We start from the raw sequence: 18,323 nt of genomic DNA, 5'->3' as shown, positions 1-18,323 counted from the left end.
ATGCAAAAAAGTGAATTGAGCAACATCAACATCAGCGAAGAACAAGTTCTTATCACACCTGAGGAGCTAAAAGCTAAGCTTCCTCTAAGTGAAAAGGCGCGACGTTTCATCCAAGAGTCTCGTCAAACTATCGCAGACATCATTCACAAAAAAGATCATCGCCTACTTGTTGTATGTGGACCATGTTCCATCCATGACGTAGAGGCTGCGAAGGATTACGCTAAGCGTCTAAAAGCTCTTTCAGAACAACTAAGCGACCAACTGTATATTGTAATGCGTGTTTACTTTGAGAAGCCTCGAACCACCGTTGGGTGGAAAGGCCTAATCAATGACCCACACCTAGATGGCAGCTTCGACATTGAGCATGGTCTGCATGTTGGTCGTGAACTGCTGGTTGAATTGGCAGAGATGGAAATCCCGTTAGCAACAGAAGCCCTTGACCCAATCAGCCCACAATACCTTGCAGATACCTTTAGTTGGGCAGCGATCGGTGCTCGTACTACGGAGTCACAAACTCACCGTGAGATGGCAAGTGGTCTTTCTATGCCTATCGGCTTTAAGAATGGTACGGATGGCAGCTTGGCTACCGCTGTTAACGCGATGCAAGCAGCCTCTTCTAGTCACCGTTTCATGGGTATTAACCGCGAAGGTCAAGTGGCGCTACTGACGACACAAGGCAACCCAAATGGCCATGTGATTTTACGTGGTGGTAAGCAAACCAACTACGATTCAGTGTCAGTGACGGAATGTGAGCAAGAAATGGCGAAGTCTGGTCTTGATGCCTCTTTGATGGTCGACTGTAGCCATGCTAACTCCCGCAAAGATTACCGCCGTCAGCCATTGGTCGCAGAGGATGTGATTCACCAAATCCGTGAGGGTAATAAGTCGATCATTGGCTTGATGATTGAGAGTCATATCAATGAAGGTAGCCAATCTTCAGACCTGTCACTCGAAGAGATGAAATACGGCGTATCGATCACCGACGCATGTATCAATTGGGATTCAACTGAGGCACTATTACGTCATGCACACGAAGAGCTGGTGCCTTTCTTAGAGAATCGTCTAAAAGGCTAACAACACGGGATTTAAGGAACATCAATGGCAGTTGAACTTAACGCATTACGCGATCAGATTGATGCAGTCGATAAGCAAATGTTGGAGCTACTGGCTCAGCGTTTAGCTCTAGTAGAGAAAGTGGGTGAAGTAAAAAGCGAACACGGTTTGCCAATTTACGCCCCAGATCGTGAGGCAGCTATGTTGGCATCACGACGAGCTGAAGCAGAAAAGATGGGGATCCCCCCACAGCTGATTGAAGACATTCTTCGTCGAACCATGCGTGAGTCTTATGCCAGCGAGAAAGATTCCGGTTTTAAGTGTTTGAACCCAGAATTGCGCTCAGTGGTCATTATTGGTGGGAATGGCCAGTTAGGTGGTCTGTTTGGTCGAATGTTTAAGCTGTCTGGTTACCAAGTGAAAGTGCTGGGCAGTAAAGACTGGGATCATGCAGATGACATCTTGAAAGATGCGGGTCTGGTGGTGGTTACTGTGCCGATTCATCTAACAGAAGGCGTGATTGAAAAGCTAGGTAACCTACCAAAAGATTGTATTCTGTGTGACCTGACTTCTATCAAGTCTAAGCCGCTACAAGCAATGTTGAATGTGCACCAAGGCCCAGTAGTTGGTTTGCACCCTATGTTTGGCCCCGATGTACCGAGCCTAGCAAAGCAGGTGATAGTGTACTGTGACGGCCGTGGTAACGATCAATACCAATGGTTGCTGCAACAGTTTGGTATTTGGGGCGCAAGTTTGTGCCAAATCGATGCGCAAGAGCACGATCATGGCATGACGCTGATTCAGGCGTTGCGCCACTTCACCTCGTTTGCTTATGGCATGCACCTAAGCAAAGAGAATCCTAACATCGAACAACTGCTAAAACTGAGCTCACCAATCTACCGCTTGGAGTTGGCGATGGTAGGGCGTCTGTTTGGTCAGGATCCAAATCTCTACGGTGACATCATTCTCTCTTCGCAAGAGAACATCGACATGATTAAGCGTTTCCATCAACGCTTCGGTGACGCGCTGAGCATTTTGGATAGCAAAGACAAAGCAGAATTCGTTGAAAGCTTTGAACAAGTCAGTGATTGGTTTGGTGAGTACTCTCAGCAATTTATGAACGAGAGCCAGAACTTGCTCAAACAAGCTAACGATAATATCCATCGTGGATAAGTACTAATTTAAAATGCAAAAAGAGCAGCTCACGGGCTGCTCTTTTTATTTGAAGACTTTGAAAACTATCAGTTGGTCGAGGTGCCACTGTTGTCTTCACTCGATACTGTGTTGATGCTGGTATCACGGTACGGAGAGTTGGTTAGATTGATTTGCAGGCGAACCACATTATCAATTAACTGAACTAATGGGCCCCATTTCACCATCTTCTCTTTTTCAAACACGGAGTTGAAGTTTTCCGGTGTCCAGTCCATTAGGTAACGTGGGTTTAATGTGCGACCTAGGAAGCGTACTTCGTAGTGAAGGTGTGGACCGGTTGAATTGCCAGAGTTACCACATTTTGCAATCACGTCGCCTTTACTGACGAACTGACCACTCTTGACCTTAAATCTGTTTAGGTGCGCAAAAGAGCTTGAGAAACCAAAAGAGTGTCGCAGAGTTAGATAGTTTCCGTAGCCTTTGTTGCTTGGGCGAACCGTTTCAACCACACCATCAGCGGGAGCGAGGATCTCTTCACCACGTTTACAGGTTAGGTCAATACCGGTGTGGACATGACGTTTCCCTGAAATTGGATTAATACGGCTGCCATATGGCGATGAGATGCGCTGATAAGTCATCGGACTGTCGTTGGGGATCAAGCGAAACATCGTCGCACGTACTGCAGAGTCAATAGCGGCTGCATCAATACGTTCTTCTAGAGCGAGACTGTTTTCTTCTCCGATCAGTTCTTCATCTGCAAGGCCAAGTACTGACTCAACATCAAAGACGCGTTTGCCTAGTAGTTGGATCTGGTTGTTTTTATCTGTAAGCGATTGAGATAGAGCATGATTAGTATCCAATTGCTCTTCATATAGCGCTGTTATTTGGGCTTTTTCGCTTTCTAGCTTCGCAATGGTTTGGTTTAGGTTCTCTTGGTTTTCAACTTGTTGTTGATTTAAGTACCAAGCGCCACCGATCACCGCAGGAAGTGCGAACAGGGATGCAAAAATAGCAAGGATCGAAGGGCGACCCAAATAAAATAGCTGATCTCCGTTTTTAGTTGGGATCTGCATGGTTATTTTTTTAGACATGGCTCTTTACTGAGTTGAGTTGTGAATTACTCCGCTCCGAGATCTGAAAGGTGCTCTAACTCTCGATTCAGGAGTTCATCACTACCAACATTCAATTCTATGAAACGTCGTAATTGACTAATGCTATCAATATCAATGCTGCTAATTCTAAGCCGAATGGCGTTCTGATTCAAACTTACTATATTTGCTGTCAAACAAACACTTTGTTCTGATTCAGAAAATGCGAAACAGATTTCGACAGGAGAGTGGAGATCTAACTCTGCAGACGAACTTGTTCTGAGTAGCAATCCGTGCAAAGACAAATCTTGAATTGTGGTATCGAGCTGGTTTAGCCCTTGTGTGAGCGTAGCAGGTACACGATAGATAATACGAGAAAAGCGGCGTCGTTCCGTCATAGCACTTTCTTTTTTTGGTCGATATGACTAACTAGTCTATCAGAAAGCGCGCTAATTATTCGATCTTGGTTCAAAAACTGTGGTTTTTAAATAAGATTATGGCTAAATATGCAACAAAGGTCGCCATGATAGCGACCTTTGAACAAATTACAAGCACAGGTGGTTTTTAGACACCATCTGGCATATCAATACAGCGTCTAAGTTACTTAGATACGCGCTTGTACTTGATGCGGTGTGGCTCAGCTGCTTCAGGACCAAGGGTCTTCTTCAGCCATTCCATGTACTCGTTGTAGTTACCTTCGTAGAAGTTAACTTGGCCTTCATCGCGGTAATCGATGATGTGCGTAGCGATACGGTCTAGGAACCAACGGTCGTGCGAGATAACCATTGCACAGCCAGGGAATTCTAGTAGAGCTTCTTCTAGTGCACGTAGCGTTTCAACGTCAAGGTCGTTGGTTGGCTCATCGAGTAGTAGTACGTTGCCGCCTGCTTTCAGCAGTTTAGCAAGGTGTACACGGTTACGCTCACCACCAGATAGCTCACCAATCACTTTCTGTTGGTCTGAACCTTTGAAGTTAAAACGTGAACAGTATGCACGAGCTGGGATTTCGAAGTTGTTGATCTTAATGATATCAGCACCTTCAGAAATCTCTTGGAATACCGTGTTCTTGTCGTTCATTGAGTCACGGAACTGCTCAACAGACGCCAGTTTCACTGTTTCACCCAGTTCAATTGTACCTGAATCTGGCTGCTCAGTGCCGCTTAGCATCTTGAATAGAGTAGATTTACCTGCACCGTTGGCACCGATGATACCTACGATTGCACCCTTAGGCATGCTGAACGATAGGTCATCAATAAGAACGCGACCGTCAAATGACTTAGTCAGGTTGTTCACTTCGATAACTTTATCACCTAGACGCTCACCTGGCGGGATGAACAGCTCGTTGGTTTCGTTACGTTTTTGGTGGTCAGTGTTTTGTAGCTCTTCAAAGCGCGCCATACGTGCTTTAGATTTTGCCTGACGACCTTTAGGGTTTTGACGAACCCACTCAAGTTCTTTCTCGATGGTCTTTTGGCGAGCTTTTTCTTGAGACGCTTCTTGTTGTAGACGCGCATCTTTTTGCTCTAGCCAAGAGGTGTAGTTACCTTCCCATGGAATACCTTCACCACGGTCAAGTTCTAGGATCCAACCCGCAGCGTTATCTAGGAAGTAACGGTCGTGGGTAATCGCAACTACAGTACCAGTGTAGTCAACTAGGAAACGTTCTAGCCATGCAACAGACTCAGCATCCAAGTGGTTGGTTGGTTCGTCTAGTAGTAGCATGTCTGGTTTTTCTAGAAGCAGACGACAAATCGCAACGCGGCGACGCTCACCACCTGATAGGTGTTGGATCTTTTGATCCCACTCAGGTAGACGAAGAGCATCTGCAGCACGCTCTAGCGCGTTGTCTAGGTTGTGACCGTCTTTCGCTTGAATTAGCGCTTCTAGTTCGCCTTGCTCTTTTGCAAGTGCGTCGAAATCTGCATCTGGTTCTGCATACGCTGCATATACCGCATCCAAACGCTTAAGAGCGTCAGCAACATCTGAAACGGCTTCTTCAACGATTTCACGAACCGTTTTAGATTCGTCTAGTACAGGTTCTTGAGGCAGGTAACCTACGTTTAGACCTGGTTGTGGGCGTGCTTCACCATCGATATCAGTATCGATACCAGCCATGATACGTAGCAGTGTAGATTTACCAGCACCGTTCAGACCTAGAACACCGATTTTTGCACCTGGGAAGAAGCTTAGAGAGATGTCTTTAAGAATTTGACGCTTAGGTGGCACGATTTTGCTCACCCGCGACATGGTATATACGTATTCAGCCATTGCCGATCGTTCCTAAATTAACTGTCATTCAAAGGCTCTATTTTATACCAACTCCTTGAGTTTTGTTACCGCAATGCAAGAAATTCACGGTCAGTTCTATTTCTGATTTCTTGCTGACCGGAAACTCACAACGTTAGGGTATACACTTTTCTTGTTCGCCTATAAATAAATACCAATAGTTCACCGTGATGGATGAGTTAGTGGCAATTTATTGGTCTTAAAAGGCTCAAAAGTTTTACGAGTACAACATTTATTACATCAAGTCGCTTTACAATAAGTGCTGAATACGGTGTAAATAGATGCATATGCTTGACGACTTGCCATTCTTTGGGTTCACCAGTGGCAAGCGTTGCAGTGATAAACGTCTGGGGAAAATGACGCACATGAAATTCAACGTATCTGAATTGGCTAAAACAGTATGCTACGCAGCCGCTTTATGTGCAGTTAGCGTATCAGCAAATGCAGCGCTGAGCCTTGAGAAACAGCGCCAAGTTTATGAGCAGGCACAGAATTTATTAGATGAGAATGACATTGATGGTTACTTGTCTATTCGTTCTAAAATTGCCGATTATCCATTGACGCCTTATGTGGATTATCGTGTGTTTCTGAGGCAATTATCGAGTAAGTCTCCACAACAGGTGGATGAATTTATTAAAGACCATGAGGCTTTTCCATTTTCACGTCGGATTCGAGCGCCTTACTTAGATAGCCTGTATCGCCAGAAAGACTGGAAAACCATTACCGAGTTCCAGAAGTTTGAGCCAAGTGGTGAGCGCTATCAGTGCATTTTTTATGTTGCTCAGCTAGAACAAGGAAAACAAGTTGCGGCCTTTAAAGGTGCTGAACATATGTGGCTGCGAGGTAAGAGCATTGCCGATGAATGCGATCCGTTATTTTCTGCTTGGGATAAAGCGGGCGGCCGTACTGATGACATGATCTTGCAACGCATGCTATTGGCGTTTGATGCGCGAAATAGTAGTTTGATCAGTTACCTGCAGAAACTGCCAGAATCAGCAAAAGCGCAGCAACAAGCTAAAGCGATGAAAGCGTTGTTTGATAAGCCAGAAACGGTCGCTGCATTTGCTAAGAAGCAACCTGCAAATGACTTCAACCGGGCTCAGAGTGAATATGCACTCGAGAAACTTGCACGCAAGAACACCAAGCAAGCACAAGAGGCTTACGCGGCGGTCGTGAAAGGACAAAAATTCTCTCCCGAAAAAGCGCAAGCACTAGCCGATTACATTGCAATCCGTTTGATTCGTACAGAATCAGATTCACTTGCTAAGTGGCGTGATGACAATACGAAAACCAGTGAACATTTACCTTTGATTGAGAGCCGCATTCGTTTGTCGATTCAAAACGGTGATTGGCAAGGGGTACAAAAGTGGATCGCGGTGCTTAATGATGAAGAGCAAGGTTCGCTTCGGTGGCAATATTGGTTAGGACGTAGTGAGATTGCACTGGGTGATGAAGTCGCAGGTAAGCAAAGACTGTCGAAGTTAGTAGGGCAACGTAATTTTTATAGTGTTGCGGCAGCCAATGCGATTGGCCAGTCGATAAAATATCCATCATCAACAGTTAAGTTAGAAAAGAGAGTACTCAAGCCATACCAGAGCTCTCTAACTCGAATTGAAGAGCTTATCGAGACAGATAAAATTGCGGCTGCAAAGAGTGAGTGGTCTCATTTACTTGGTCGAGTGAGTAAAGAAGAAAGAACTATGTTGGCAGCTTATGCAGCTTCTAAGCGTTGGCATAACTTAACGGTTACGGCGAGTATTCAAGCAAAAATGTGGGATAACATTCCATTACGTTTCCCAATTGCTCACCGCTGGTGGTTTAACTTCTATGCTGAGAAGCACAATATCGACCCGATAACAATGATGTCACTGGCTCGACAGGAAAGCGCTCTAGATTCAGAAGCGCGTTCGCCAGTTGGTGCTCGAGGTCTGATGCAAATCATGCCAGCAACCGCAAAGTATACTGCACGTAAATACAAGCTTAAGTATCAAGGTACGGAGGACTTGTACAATGTGGGTAAAAATATCGAAATTGGTAGCCACTACTTGCAAGGTTTGATGGAGGATTACGATAATAATCGTATTTTTGCGCTCGCTGCTTATAATGCTGGGCCAAACCGAGTAAAAACGTGGCGAGAGCGAACTCAAGGTAAAGTGGATGCTTATTCCTTTATCGAAGCGATTCCATTTAAAGAGACCCGCGGTTATGTGCAAAACATTTTGATGTTTGAAACCTATTACCGTGACCTTTTAGGTGTCGATGGTGCGTTCTTGACCCCAAATGAGATCAATACCAAGTATTGAGTGAGGTAACTTGATGTCACACGAACCTGAGTACAAAGACTGGCAGCAGATTGTTGAACTGATCCGCTCAAGTGTGGATAACCAGCAGCACGAGATGCTGTTGACCATGCTAATGACGCCGGATGAGAGGGAATCGCTCACTGCACGCGTGAATATCCTAAATGAACTTCTCAAAGGCGAGTTGTCACAACGTCAGATCAGTCAAATGCTGGGGGTTGGTATTGCAACGATTACTCGTGGCTCAAATGAGCTGAAGTCAAAGTCAGGTACTGACAAAGATAAGCTTAAGGTATTGTTAGAGCAGGGAGCTCAATAACCGTTGAGTCGAACTCCCTGAGGTACAGACGGCAAAAAGGGCGGATTTACCGCCCTTTTTACTATGTGATTTTTACCATTACTACAAGTTAGCGGGGAAGTGCTCTGGATTGGTAAATGGGATTAGCGCCAGAATCAAAGCTTGGTGATAGACTGAGCTGCGCGTTAGCTGGTTTTGAGTCAGCAAACCAATTGCCCCACCTTTCTGCTTGATATTGTCGGTACCAAACACTTCATCCATTACATCGCCAAGTTCATTAGCGTGCTCAAGCTTCTGTAGTACTTCTGGTGGTAACATCAGACTCGCCGAACGAGATTCACCTCGGAGTGTGTCAGACTCAATTACCATCCAAGCAAATGTCACTGTCCCTTCGATTCCCGCTTCCAAACCGACATAAAAATCTGCATTCGATATTGCCACTTTTGCATTACGAACTCGGTTAAGCGCGCCAAGATAAGTTTCGTCATTGGTCATTGGCTGATCCGCAACTTCACTCGGTACACTGACACCAACAAACTCAAAACTTTGCTTAGGGAATGCGCTTTGAAACGCACTCTCTACCGCTTTGATTTTTGCTGGGTTTAAGGAAGCGATAACGACTTTTTGGGTTGCCATGATCTTTTTACCTATCGTAGTCCATTAGCTTAATTTTACTTGAGTAGGCTTGACGTTCTCACTTGGATAACAACCTAATACTTTCAAATGCTTAGTGATCTTTGTTAGCTCATCTAATACTTGCTGCATCTCTGTAGAACCTAGATGGGATTCAAGGTCGACATAGAACATTTCTTCCCATGGGTTACCCATGATTGGACGAGACTCTAATTTGGTCATGTTGATGCCAAAACGTTGCAAAACCAACAGGGTTTCTACTAAAGAACCAGCTTCTTGTGAAGTGGACATGATTAGCGTGGTCTTGGCTGGAATTTGCGTTGACACTTCTACTGGTTTACGTGCTACGACGATAAAGCGAGTGTGATTTTCAGTTTGGTTTGCGATGTTTCCTTGGATTGCTTGTAGACCATAAAGCTTACCGCTTGAAGCGTTACCAATTGCAGCTGCGTCATCGCGGTTAAGTTCTTGCACTTTTTGCATCGCATCTGCAGTACTTGCACAAGATTCTAGTTTCACGCCTTTCATGCGGCTTAGGAACTCGCTGCATTGCTGGTGTGGCTGCGGATGTGAGTAAAGTGTTTTGATGTTCTCAAGACGAATATCTTTGGTTGCGACTAGGCAGTGCTCAATAGGCTGAGTCAGTTCACCAACGATGTACAGCGTAGTGTGTTGTAGTAGATCGTACACTTCGTTGATAGAGCCAGAACTGGTGTTTTCAATTGGCAGAACACCATAGTCAGCATGGCCAGATTCCACTGTTTGAGTCACTTCTTTGAAGTGATCACAATTAAGCTCAATCAGCTCTGTATTTTTACGGCTGAAGTACTCACGGCTTGCAAGGTGGGAGTATGAGCCTTTTGCACCAAGGAAGGCTACGCGAGCTAGTGGCTTGCGGCTCTGCTGTGGGTTAACTAGGTTTTGTAGATAACTTTGTTGCAGAAGAACCGAGTCTTCAATAATGGTGTGGAAAAGTTTGGTGATGTACTGAGCGTCGAGTTCGTATTTATCACGACCATTGGTAATCAGTTTTACCAGAAGTTGCTGTTCACGGACGGCATCACGAACAGGCTTTGAGGTTTGGACTTTGCTTTTTGCTACTTCAATACTGAGTTTGCGTCGTTCAGACAGCAGACTCAAAAGCTCGTCATCAAGCTCATTCAAACGTAAACGAATTTCATCCAGGGAAATAGGTTGGTCAGTCATCAATTCTTTCCTTATAAAAAAGCCCCCCAATTTGGGAGGCTTTCTGTTTGTTTTTGACTTTTCTTTCACAAACGAGTTAGCCCCTCCAACTATGGAAGGAAAAAGAAGTCAAAAAGAAACAGATGAGTTAAATGCATAAATAGTGCTTAATTTGTGAGTGTTTAAACACAATAAGCAAGCAGGCGGGGAGCGTCAAGCAAAAAAATAGCGCCTTTCGGCGCTACTTCCTCAATCTGGACGTTTACTCTTCTTCTTCCACTAACTCAGGCTTATTCGCTCGTCGAGCTTCAGGTTTGTGGGTCAGCTTATTCAGTTGTCGTTCTAGTTTTTGCTCCACTTCATTGATAGCTGCGTAAAGATCTTCGTGAGTTGCTGAGGCGATTAGCTGGCCTTTAGGAACTTTAATAACGGCTTCGAATTTCTTCTGTTTATTTGGTTCCTCACTGAATGTTGCTTGGCATCCGATGATGTCTACTTGCCATTTCTCCAGCTTTTTAAATTTGCTCTCAATATGAGCACGGATTGCAGAGGTGATTTCGATGTTTTTACCAGTGATGTTCATTGTCATAAATGTTTTTCCTCTGTGTCATCCCTCATGGGTTGAATTCAGATTACCGCTTTGAGGATAAAAGAATGTGATCTAGGTCACTTTTTTGAGTGGGTTTTTCAAGATGGAAAACGAATGTGATCTCACTCAAGAACTGTTGAGATTTATGTGAAAATTGCTTGTTATCGGATGCTAAATCATTAGATTGGGTAAAGTACTGAGCTGAAAACTCTTCCGTTTTTAGGGGAGTTATACGGCCTGTAATTCTAGTTAGTCAAAAATTAACCAGAACAAAGATGTGAATCAGATCACTCTTAAAGTGCACAGTAAGTTAGATTCAAAAACGCCGCTCAATTATCGAGCGGCGTTTTTGGTTTTTTGGTTCTTAGCGTGTCGTTTAAGGCGTTTGGGTGATTTTGCGTAGCGGCGTCATAAAGACAGGATCTTCTGGAACCAACAGAACATTGTCGAGTGTCTTAGCAAGGTCGAGGCTTTCTAACTGTTTGTAGATAACGTAGTAGCGATTCACATTGGTTACATATCTCACCGTTTCTCCTAAGCTTCTACGTGTCACCACTTCAACATTGTTGAACCATACATTGGGGTCATAACCTTGTTGAGCAGCACGCTTACGCATTTTCTCTACATTTCCTGGTCCGGCATTGTATGCTGCTAGTGTTAAATAGAGCTTGTTCTCTTTAGTGATGGCATTATCGCTAAAGTAGTAGCGACGCAGAAAAGCCAGGTATTTCACGCCCGCATGGACATTATTTTCCAAGTTATGGATGTTCTTGATATTCACATTAGGATCGTTTGCCGTGCTTGGTAAGATCTGCATAATGCCGACCGCACCGCGGCTAGAGGCTAAGCTGTTATCAAATCGTGACTCTTGATAGGCTACTGCAGCGATGAGCAGATAGTCGAATTCGTATTTCTCTCCGTACTTAGAAAACAGAGACGAGAGCTTTTCAAGCTGGGCGATCTTTTTCGGATTCAATGCCTTGTTTAGCCAATTAGTATTGTCGATGTACTTACCGTATATGACGTTACCAAGTAGGGTGCCTGATTTGGCCGTGCGAATAAATTTATTTACCACCTTCATTAACTCGGGGCTATCGTGACGCATTGCCCAAGCGATCTCGCCTCCTTTTCGAACTGGAATTTTGGTGTGTGCACGGATATCGGACATAACGTTCAACCATAACTTGGCTTTATGGCTATCAAGAACAATCGCTTTGACATAACCATTATTGAGCATTCCAACCAGCTCGTAGTCTTGTAGTGTTTCTTCAATAAAATGCACCACAATAGGAGGCAAGCCTTTTTTATTGAGTTTTTTATTTAGCGTTTGGATACTTTCGAAGTAGCTTGAGCTAGCGCGTACCCAAATTTCTTTGCCACTCAGTTGCTCGATCTTGGTCATTGCTGGGATATCTTTGTTGGTGATTACCCATTCTTCAATACCTGTAATCGCAGGATCACTGAAGTCGACTTGTTTTTTGCGTGCTTCGGTAATGGTAAGGTTTGCCACCACCAAATCTCCTAAGCCTTGCTCAAGAGAAGGTAAAAGTTCATCACGAGAGACTGGGATGATTTGGATATTGAGTTTAGGTTTGAGTTTTCTTAGGTCTGTCTCAAAGTGCGCTAATAACTCAGCCCCAATCCCTTTGGGTTCACCGCCTTCGATGTAATAGAACCCTAAATCAGCTGATACTAAGACCCGTAGTACATTTTTTTCTTTAATGACATCGAGGTCTCCAGTGTAGGGAGGCTGCCTGAGCGGGGAGAGTTCGAGCGCAAAACTCGAAGCGGAGACTAGGAGTAACAGTCCCGTCCATAACTTTGATAGTGTCACGTTCACATCCATGCTGATGGTGAAGGAGAACTTTAAGCATATGTAGCGCTTATAAAATCATCAAGTTAGCGGGTGAGGCAAAAATAAGAAGAGAAAACAAAATCGCCACAGTTTAGGCTGTGGCGATTGGAGATTATTTGACAGGGTTAAGCTTGATTAGCTCTTCTGTTCTAGCAATTGCGTCTTTCAGCTCTAGCTGCTTGTATGCTTCAAGTTGAATCTCTAGCGACTTGCGTGCGGCTTCAGTATCTGGGAACGATTTTTGAAGTTCTTGTGCACGGTTGATTGCTGCAATCCATGCTTCACGACGCAGATAAAAGTCTGCAGTAGCTAGGTCGTAATTTGCTAGGCGGTTTTTCAGTGCCACCATACGTTTTTGTGAATCTTCTGCATAAGGGCTGTTTGGGTAACGCTCTAGTAGCTTTTTGAAATCATCAAACGCTTTCTTTACTGGTTCTGGATCGCGATCGCTACGATCTACGTTAAATAGATCATGCATAAAGTTACGATCCTGTGCCATATGGCTCAAACCGCGCATGTACAATACCCAGTCCATTTTTTCGTGAGTCGGGTTCAAGCGCATGAAGCGAGAAATCGTTGCCAGGCCTAGTGCTAAGTCGTCGTTTTTATAGTACGCATAGATAAGGTCAAGTTGTACCTGCTCTGAGTAGGCACCAAATGGGTAACGTGAATCCAATGCTTCTAATTTCTCGATGGCAGAAAGCCAGTTACCACTTTGAAGAGACGTTTGTGCGTCTGCATACAGTTCAGAAGGTGGCACATCAGGAACGATTTCTTCTTTGCTTGCACAGCCAAACAGAAGGGATACCGCTAAAAGGCCTATTAAAGTCTGATGTTTCATATCAGGAGTCTGTTCCTTGAATCTAAATATTTCTTAAGCTGCCGTTACTTTCTTTCCAGTAACAGATACAATGACGTAATAGTCTATTTTTCCACAGTCGTGAGCATTAGTCTCACAGTTTTTAAAAAAGTTCGATATGGCTCAGCAGATTGTTTTAACCAACACCGTAAAAGATAGCCAGTTAGGTCAACGTTTAGACCAAGCTATCGCCGAATTGTTCGCTGACTTCTCTCGCTCTCGCTTGAAAGAGTGGTTGCTTGACGGGAAAGTACAAGTGAATGGTGAAGTTGTCACTAAACCTCGCACCAAAGTAATGGGTGGTGAGGAAATTACCTTGCAAGCCGAGCTGGAAGATGAAGAGCGCTGGGAAGCACAAGATATCCCTCTCGATATCGTCTACGAAGATGAAGACATCATCGTAATCAACAAGCCTCGTGATTTTGTAGTCCACCCAGGTGCGGGTACACCAGATGGCACTGTACTGAACGCATTACTGCATCACTACCCAGACATCGCCGAAGTACCTCGCGCAGGTATCGTGCACCGTCTGGATAAAGACACTACGGGTCTGATGGTGGTCGCGAAAACAGTTCCAGCACAAACTCGCCTAGTACGTGCACTGCAAAAACGTAACATCACTCGTGAGTATGAAGCGATTGCAATCGGTCGTATGACTGCGGGCGGCAAAGTGGATCAGCCGATTGGCCGCCACTCTACTAAACGTACGCTTATGGCGGTTGCTCCTTTGGGTAAGCCTGCGGTTACACATTACCGTGTGGCGGAACACTTCCGTGAGCATACACGTATTCGTCTACGTCTAGAAACAGGTCGTACACACCAAATCCGTGTGCATATGTCTTACCTGCAGCATCCGCTACTGGGTGATACTGCATACGGTGGTCGCGCACGCATCCCAACAGGTGCATCGGAAGAGCTAACAGCTATGATCCGTGGTTTTGACCGTCAAGCGCTGCACGCGGTAATGCTACGCTTTGAACATCCTATCACTGGGGAAGAGCTAGAGTTCCACGCTCCTGTTCCTGATGACATGGTAGAGATGACAGAGGCACTGCGTAAAGATACTGAAGAGTTCGGTCTGCCTGACGAGTTCTAATATGAAGACGATTATTCCTAACTGGCCCGCTCCGAAAAACGTCAAAGCTTTTGCATCCACAAGAGTTGGAGGTTTTTCAATAGCACCTTATCAAGGACTGAACCTTGGGGCGTATGTTGGGGATGATAGTTCTATCGTAGAGAAAAACCGTGATTGGTTGGCGCAACGAGCGAATATGCCAAGTGCGCCAATTTGGTTGAACCAAACTCATTCTACTGTGGTTGCCCAAGCAAGTGTACCAACAACACAGGTGCTCGACGCTGATGGTGTATTTACCTCTTCAAGTAATGTTGTCTGTTCTGCTATGACAGCAGACTGCTTACCCGTCCTATTGACTAATACACAAGGTACTCAAGTGTCGGCTGTACATGCCGGTTGGCGAGGTTTAGCTAATGGTATAGTTGAAAATGCTTTAGAGTTGTTTTCTGGTGAAGTCATTGCTTGGCTTGGGCCCGCAATTGGCCCTAAAGCATTTGAAGTCGGTGAAGATGTTCTACAAGCCTTTATGGATTTCGACCCACAAGCTTATCAAGCATTTACACCACGTAATGTAGAGGGCAAGTGGCTGGCGGATATGTCCAAGCTCGCGACCCAGCGTCTTAACAGGGCTGGCGTAACTAAGGTGTTTGATTCTGGGCTGTGTACCTTCCAAAATAAAGAAGATTTCTTCTCATATCGCCGTGATGGTGTGACGGGTCGACAAGCCACTTTTATTTGGATTGAGGACTAAATTAAATAGGAACTAATTAGTTCATCAAAAACATGCAGAGATGCATAGCTTCATTTTTGCAAAGCTATCTTTATTAAGCCTCTCCCTTGAAATTCCTTCTCTTCGTATCCATCTTTCTAACTGTCAAAAGAATTTTCTTCAATTGAGGTTAGGAAGGAAGATATGCGTCTTGATAGATTCACAAGCAAGTTTCAAATCGCTATCTCTGATGCTCAGTCACTAGCGTTAGGGCGCGATCATCAATATATAGAACCAGTGCACCTAATGGTGGCATTGCTCGATCAGAACGGTAGTCCAATTCGTCCACTGCTAACGATGTTAGATGTCGACGTGACTCATTTACGCTCTAAGTTGAGTGAAATGTTAGATCGACTGCCTAAAGTCAGTGGCATCGGCGGTGATGTTCAGCTGTCTAGCTCTATGGGAACACTTTTCAATCTATGTGACAAAGTGGCTCAAAAGCGTCAGGACTCCTATATCTCGTCCGAAGTTTTTTTGCTTGCAGCATTAGAAGATCGTGGTCCGCTTGGTCAACTATTGAAAGAGATGGGCTTGACCGAGCAGAAAGTTAGCCAAGCGATCGAAAAGATCAGAGGTGGTCAAAAGGTCAATGATCCTAATGCGGAAGAGCTTCGCCAAGCATTGGAAAAATTCACCATAGACCTTACCGAACGCGCAGAGCAGGGTAAGTTGGACCCGGTGATCGGCCGTGATGATGAAATTCGTCGTACCATCCAAGTATTGCAACGTCGTACTAAAAACAACCCTGTAATCATTGGCGAACCAGGTGTTGGTAAAACGGCTATCGTAGAAGGATTGGCTCAGCGCATCATTAATAATGAAGTTCCAGAAGGTCTACGTGGTAGACGAGTGCTTTCATTAGATATGGGTGCTCTTGTTGCTGGTGCTAAGTACCGTGGTGAGTTTGAAGAGCGTTTGAAATCCGTATTGAATGAACTAGCTAAAGAAGAAGGCAATGTCATTCTGTTTATCGATGAGCTCCATACCATGGTAGGTGCTGGTAAGGGCGAAGGCTCAATGGACGCTGGTAACATGCTCAAACCTGCATTGGCTCGCGGTGAACTTCATTGTGTGGGTGCAACTACGCTGGATGAATACCGCCAATATATAGAGAAAGATGCGGCTCTCGAGCGTCGTTTCCAAAAAGTGCTGGTGGATGAGCCTAGTGTTGAAGATACGATTGCAATTCTACGTGGCCTAAAAGAACGCTATGAGCTTCACCATCACGTTGAGATCACAGATCCTGCGATTGTTGCAGCGGCAAGCCTATCTCATCGCTACGTATCTGATCGTCAGTTGCCAGATAAAGCAATCGACCTTATTGATGAAGCAGCTTCTAGTATTCGTCTACAGATTGACTCTAAGCCAGAGTCACTAGACAAGCTCGAGCGAAAAATCATCCAACTGAAAATTGAGCAGCAAGCGTTAAGTAATGAGCATGATGAAGCAAGTGAAAAACGCTTGGAGGTGCTTAATGAAGAGTTGAATGAGAAAGAGCGTGAGTACGCAGAGCTAGAAGAAGTGTGGAACGCAGAAAAAGCGGCGCTATCTGGCACGCAACATATTAAAAGCGAGCTAGAGCAAGCGCGTATGGATATGGATTTTGCTCGCCGAGCGGGCGATTTAAATCGTATGTCTGAGCTACAATATGGCCGGATTCCAGAACTTGAAAAGCAACTAGACCTCGCCACTCAAGCAGAAATGCAAGAGATGACCTTGTTACGTAATAAGGTTACCGACAACGAGATTGCAGAAGTGCTCTCTAAGCAGACAGGGATTCCTGTTTCAAAAATGCTGGAAGCAGAAAAAGAAAAATTGCTCCGTATGGAAGATGTACTGCATAAACGTGTCATCGGCCAAGCAGAAGCTGTTGAGGTGGTATCGAATGCTATCCGCCGTAGCCGAGCTGGCTTATCGGATCCAAATAAACCAATCGGTTCCTTCTTATTCTTAGGTCCAACTGGTGTAGGTAAAACCGAACTGTGTAAGACACTTGCAAGCTTCATGTTTGATAGTGAAGATGCCATGGTGCGTATTGACATGTCAGAGTTCATGGAGAAACACTCTGTGGCAAGGCTAGTGGGTGCTCCTCCGGGTTATGTAGGCTATGAAGAAGGTGGTTACCTGACAGAAGCAGTTCGTCGTAAGCCTTATTCTGTCATCTTATTAGATGAAGTAGAAAAAGCGCATCCAGATGTGTTCAATATTTTGCTGCAAGTATTAGATGATGGTCGATTGACTGATGGTCAAGGTCGTACAGTTGATTTCCGTAATACAGTAGTCATCATGACGTCAAACTTGGGGTCTACTCGAATTCAAGAAAACTTCGCGACTCTGGATTACCAAGGTATCAAGAATGAGGTGATGGATGTGGTAAGCAAACACTTCCGTCCGGAGTTCCTAAACCGTGTTGATGAAAGTGTGGTGTTCCATCCGCTTGGCCAAGAGCACATTAAGTCGATTGCTTCTATTCAATTGGAGCGTCTAGCGAAACGTTTAGAAGAGAAAGGCTATCAATTAGAGGTATCTGAGAAAGCACTCAATCTGATTGCTCAGGTTGGTTTTGATCCTGTGTATGGTGCTCGACCTTTAAAACGTGCAATCCAACAGAATGTAGAAAACCCACTAGCGAAGTCGATTTTGGCTGGTCAAATACTGCCAGACAAGAAAGTTCAGTTGATTGTTAGCAATGACCAAATCATTGCTCATCAATAATTGCATTAATGCAGTTAAAGTGGGATTAAGTTCAAACTTTGGGGGGATTTAGCCCCCTTTTTGCTGTGCTTTTACTGCTCTTTGTTTGTTTTCTGTACGAACAAACCAAAAAGCTAAGTTTTTTTAGGAAATAGGCTTGTGTTCCTAAACGAACTCCCTATAATGCGCCTCCGTTGTCACGGGAAAGCAAGTAAAGCGAAGTCGAGATAACAAGGCCAGTGAGTTCGAAAGTAACTCACAGAGAAATAACTTAAAAAAGTGTTTGACACGATAAGTTATCTCGCTAAAATGGCCGTCCACTTTGAAGAGAACTTCAAAGTGTGCTCTTTAAAAATAAGAACCTATCAATCTGTGTGGGCACTCGTTGATGATAATCCAATTAGAAACTTCGGTTTCAAATTAGGTTTCAATGAAACGAAGTGACCATTGAATCGAAAGATTCAGCACAGTCAATTCAAACATT

15 protein-coding genes and 1 other annotated feature are annotated in these 18,323 nt (G+C 44.6%); of the genes, 7 read left to right on the top strand and 8 right to left on the bottom strand.

The window, feature by feature from the left end:
• Entirely contained in the window at window positions 1–1,074 is a 1,074-nt protein-coding gene (locus ACTS60_RS20010; RefSeq protein WP_440889690.1) for a 3-deoxy-7-phosphoheptulonate synthase, read from the top strand.
• A gap of 24 nt (window positions 1,075–1,098) precedes the next feature.
• Window positions 1,099–2,226: a bifunctional chorismate mutase/prephenate dehydrogenase gene (gene tyrA, locus ACTS60_RS20005; protein ID WP_440889689.1), complete on the top strand. Its 1,128-nt coding sequence runs from the start codon at window positions 1,099–1,101 to the stop codon at window positions 2,224–2,226.
• Window positions 2,227–2,294: 68 nt separating this feature from the next.
• Here the strand turns inward: tyrA and ACTS60_RS20000 are convergent, their stop codons facing one another.
• The 3 genes from ACTS60_RS20000 to ettA all read right to left on the bottom strand — a co-directional run bounded on the left by ACTS60_RS20000 (window position 2,295) and on the right by ettA (window position 5,561).
• Complete coding sequence (locus ACTS60_RS20000) at window positions 2,295–3,296, bottom strand: peptidoglycan DD-metalloendopeptidase family protein (RefSeq protein WP_440889688.1); 1,002 nt, start codon at window positions 3,294–3,296, stop codon at window positions 2,295–2,297.
• A gap of 26 nt (window positions 3,297–3,322) precedes the next feature.
• Window positions 3,323–3,691, bottom strand: a complete 369-nt coding sequence (locus ACTS60_RS19995) for a PilZ domain-containing protein (protein ID WP_440889687.1) — start codon at window positions 3,689–3,691, stop codon at window positions 3,323–3,325.
• Window positions 3,692–3,893: 202 nt separating this feature from the next.
• On the bottom strand, window positions 3,894–5,561 hold the full coding sequence (gene ettA / locus ACTS60_RS19990; protein ID WP_440889686.1) for an energy-dependent translational throttle protein EttA: 1,668 nt from the start codon (window positions 5,559–5,561) through the stop codon (window positions 3,894–3,896).
• 374 nt (window positions 5,562–5,935) lie between these two features.
• On the opposite strand from ettA, the gene sltY reads away from it, so the two are divergent.
• Together sltY and trpR are read left to right on the top strand one after the other, a co-directional pair.
• On the top strand, window positions 5,936–7,882 hold the full coding sequence (gene sltY, locus ACTS60_RS19985; protein ID WP_440889791.1) for a murein transglycosylase: 1,947 nt from the start codon (window positions 5,936–5,938) through the stop codon (window positions 7,880–7,882).
• A gap of 13 nt (window positions 7,883–7,895) precedes the next feature.
• On the top strand, window positions 7,896–8,198 hold the full coding sequence (trpR, locus tag ACTS60_RS19980) for a trp operon repressor (protein WP_440889685.1): 303 nt from the start codon (window positions 7,896–7,898) through the stop codon (window positions 8,196–8,198).
• 81 nt (window positions 8,199–8,279) lie between these two features.
• Here the strand turns inward: trpR and yjjX are convergent, their stop codons facing one another.
• From yjjX to ACTS60_RS19955, 5 genes are all read right to left on the bottom strand, one after another.
• Window positions 8,280–8,813 carry an inosine/xanthosine triphosphatase gene (gene yjjX, locus ACTS60_RS19975; RefSeq protein ID WP_440889684.1) on the bottom strand — a complete coding sequence of 178 codons (534 nt, stop codon included), beginning with the start codon at window positions 8,811–8,813 and terminating at the stop codon, window positions 8,280–8,282.
• A 24-nt stretch (window positions 8,814–8,837) separates the two neighbouring features.
• Window positions 8,838–10,016 carry a prephenate dehydratase gene (gene pheA / locus ACTS60_RS19970; RefSeq protein WP_440889683.1) on the bottom strand — a complete coding sequence of 393 codons (1,179 nt, stop codon included), beginning with the start codon at window positions 10,014–10,016 and terminating at the stop codon, window positions 8,838–8,840.
• A gap of 12 nt (window positions 10,017–10,028) precedes the next feature.
• Window positions 10,029–10,150, bottom strand: a sequence feature (Phe leader region).
• A gap of 107 nt (window positions 10,151–10,257) precedes the next feature.
• Complete coding sequence (gene hpf / locus ACTS60_RS19965; RefSeq protein ID WP_005447957.1) at window positions 10,258–10,584, bottom strand: ribosome hibernation-promoting factor, HPF/YfiA family; 327 nt, start codon at window positions 10,582–10,584, stop codon at window positions 10,258–10,260.
• Window positions 10,585–10,960: 376 nt separating this feature from the next.
• Window positions 10,961–12,430 (bottom strand): transglycosylase SLT domain-containing protein, encoded by a 1,470-nt coding sequence (locus tag ACTS60_RS19960; protein ID WP_440889682.1) that lies wholly within the window; start codon window positions 12,428–12,430, stop codon window positions 10,961–10,963.
• 121 nt (window positions 12,431–12,551) lie between these two features.
• The gene (locus tag ACTS60_RS19955) at window positions 12,552–13,280 is read right to left on the bottom strand and encodes an outer membrane protein assembly factor BamD (RefSeq protein ID WP_440889681.1); all 729 of its coding nucleotides are present in this window, start codon (window positions 13,278–13,280) and stop codon (window positions 12,552–12,554) included.
• Between the two features lie 136 nt (window positions 13,281–13,416).
• Here ACTS60_RS19955 and rluD point away from each other — a divergent pair, with 136 nt between their 5' ends.
• From rluD to clpB, 3 genes are all read left to right on the top strand, one after another.
• Window positions 13,417–14,394, top strand: coding sequence for a 23S rRNA pseudouridine(1911/1915/1917) synthase RluD (gene rluD / locus ACTS60_RS19950; protein ID WP_005447961.1), 978 nt, complete (start codon window positions 13,417–13,419; stop codon window positions 14,392–14,394).
• A gap of 1 nt (window position 14,395) precedes the next feature.
• The gene (pgeF, locus tag ACTS60_RS19945; protein WP_440889680.1) at window positions 14,396–15,124 is read left to right on the top strand and encodes a peptidoglycan editing factor PgeF; all 729 of its coding nucleotides are present in this window, start codon (window positions 14,396–14,398) and stop codon (window positions 15,122–15,124) included.
• A gap of 162 nt (window positions 15,125–15,286) precedes the next feature.
• Window positions 15,287–17,860 (top strand): ATP-dependent chaperone ClpB, encoded by a 2,574-nt coding sequence (gene clpB / locus ACTS60_RS19940; RefSeq protein WP_440889679.1) that lies wholly within the window; start codon window positions 15,287–15,289, stop codon window positions 17,858–17,860.
• The last annotated feature ends 463 nt before the right edge of the window (window positions 17,861–18,323 follow it).

This window comes from Vibrio sp. WZ-1 (assembly GCF_052037695.1).
Classification (GTDB): Bacteria; Pseudomonadota; Gammaproteobacteria; order Enterobacterales; family Vibrionaceae; genus Vibrio.
This window is presented reverse-complemented; position numbering and strand designations above follow the sequence as displayed.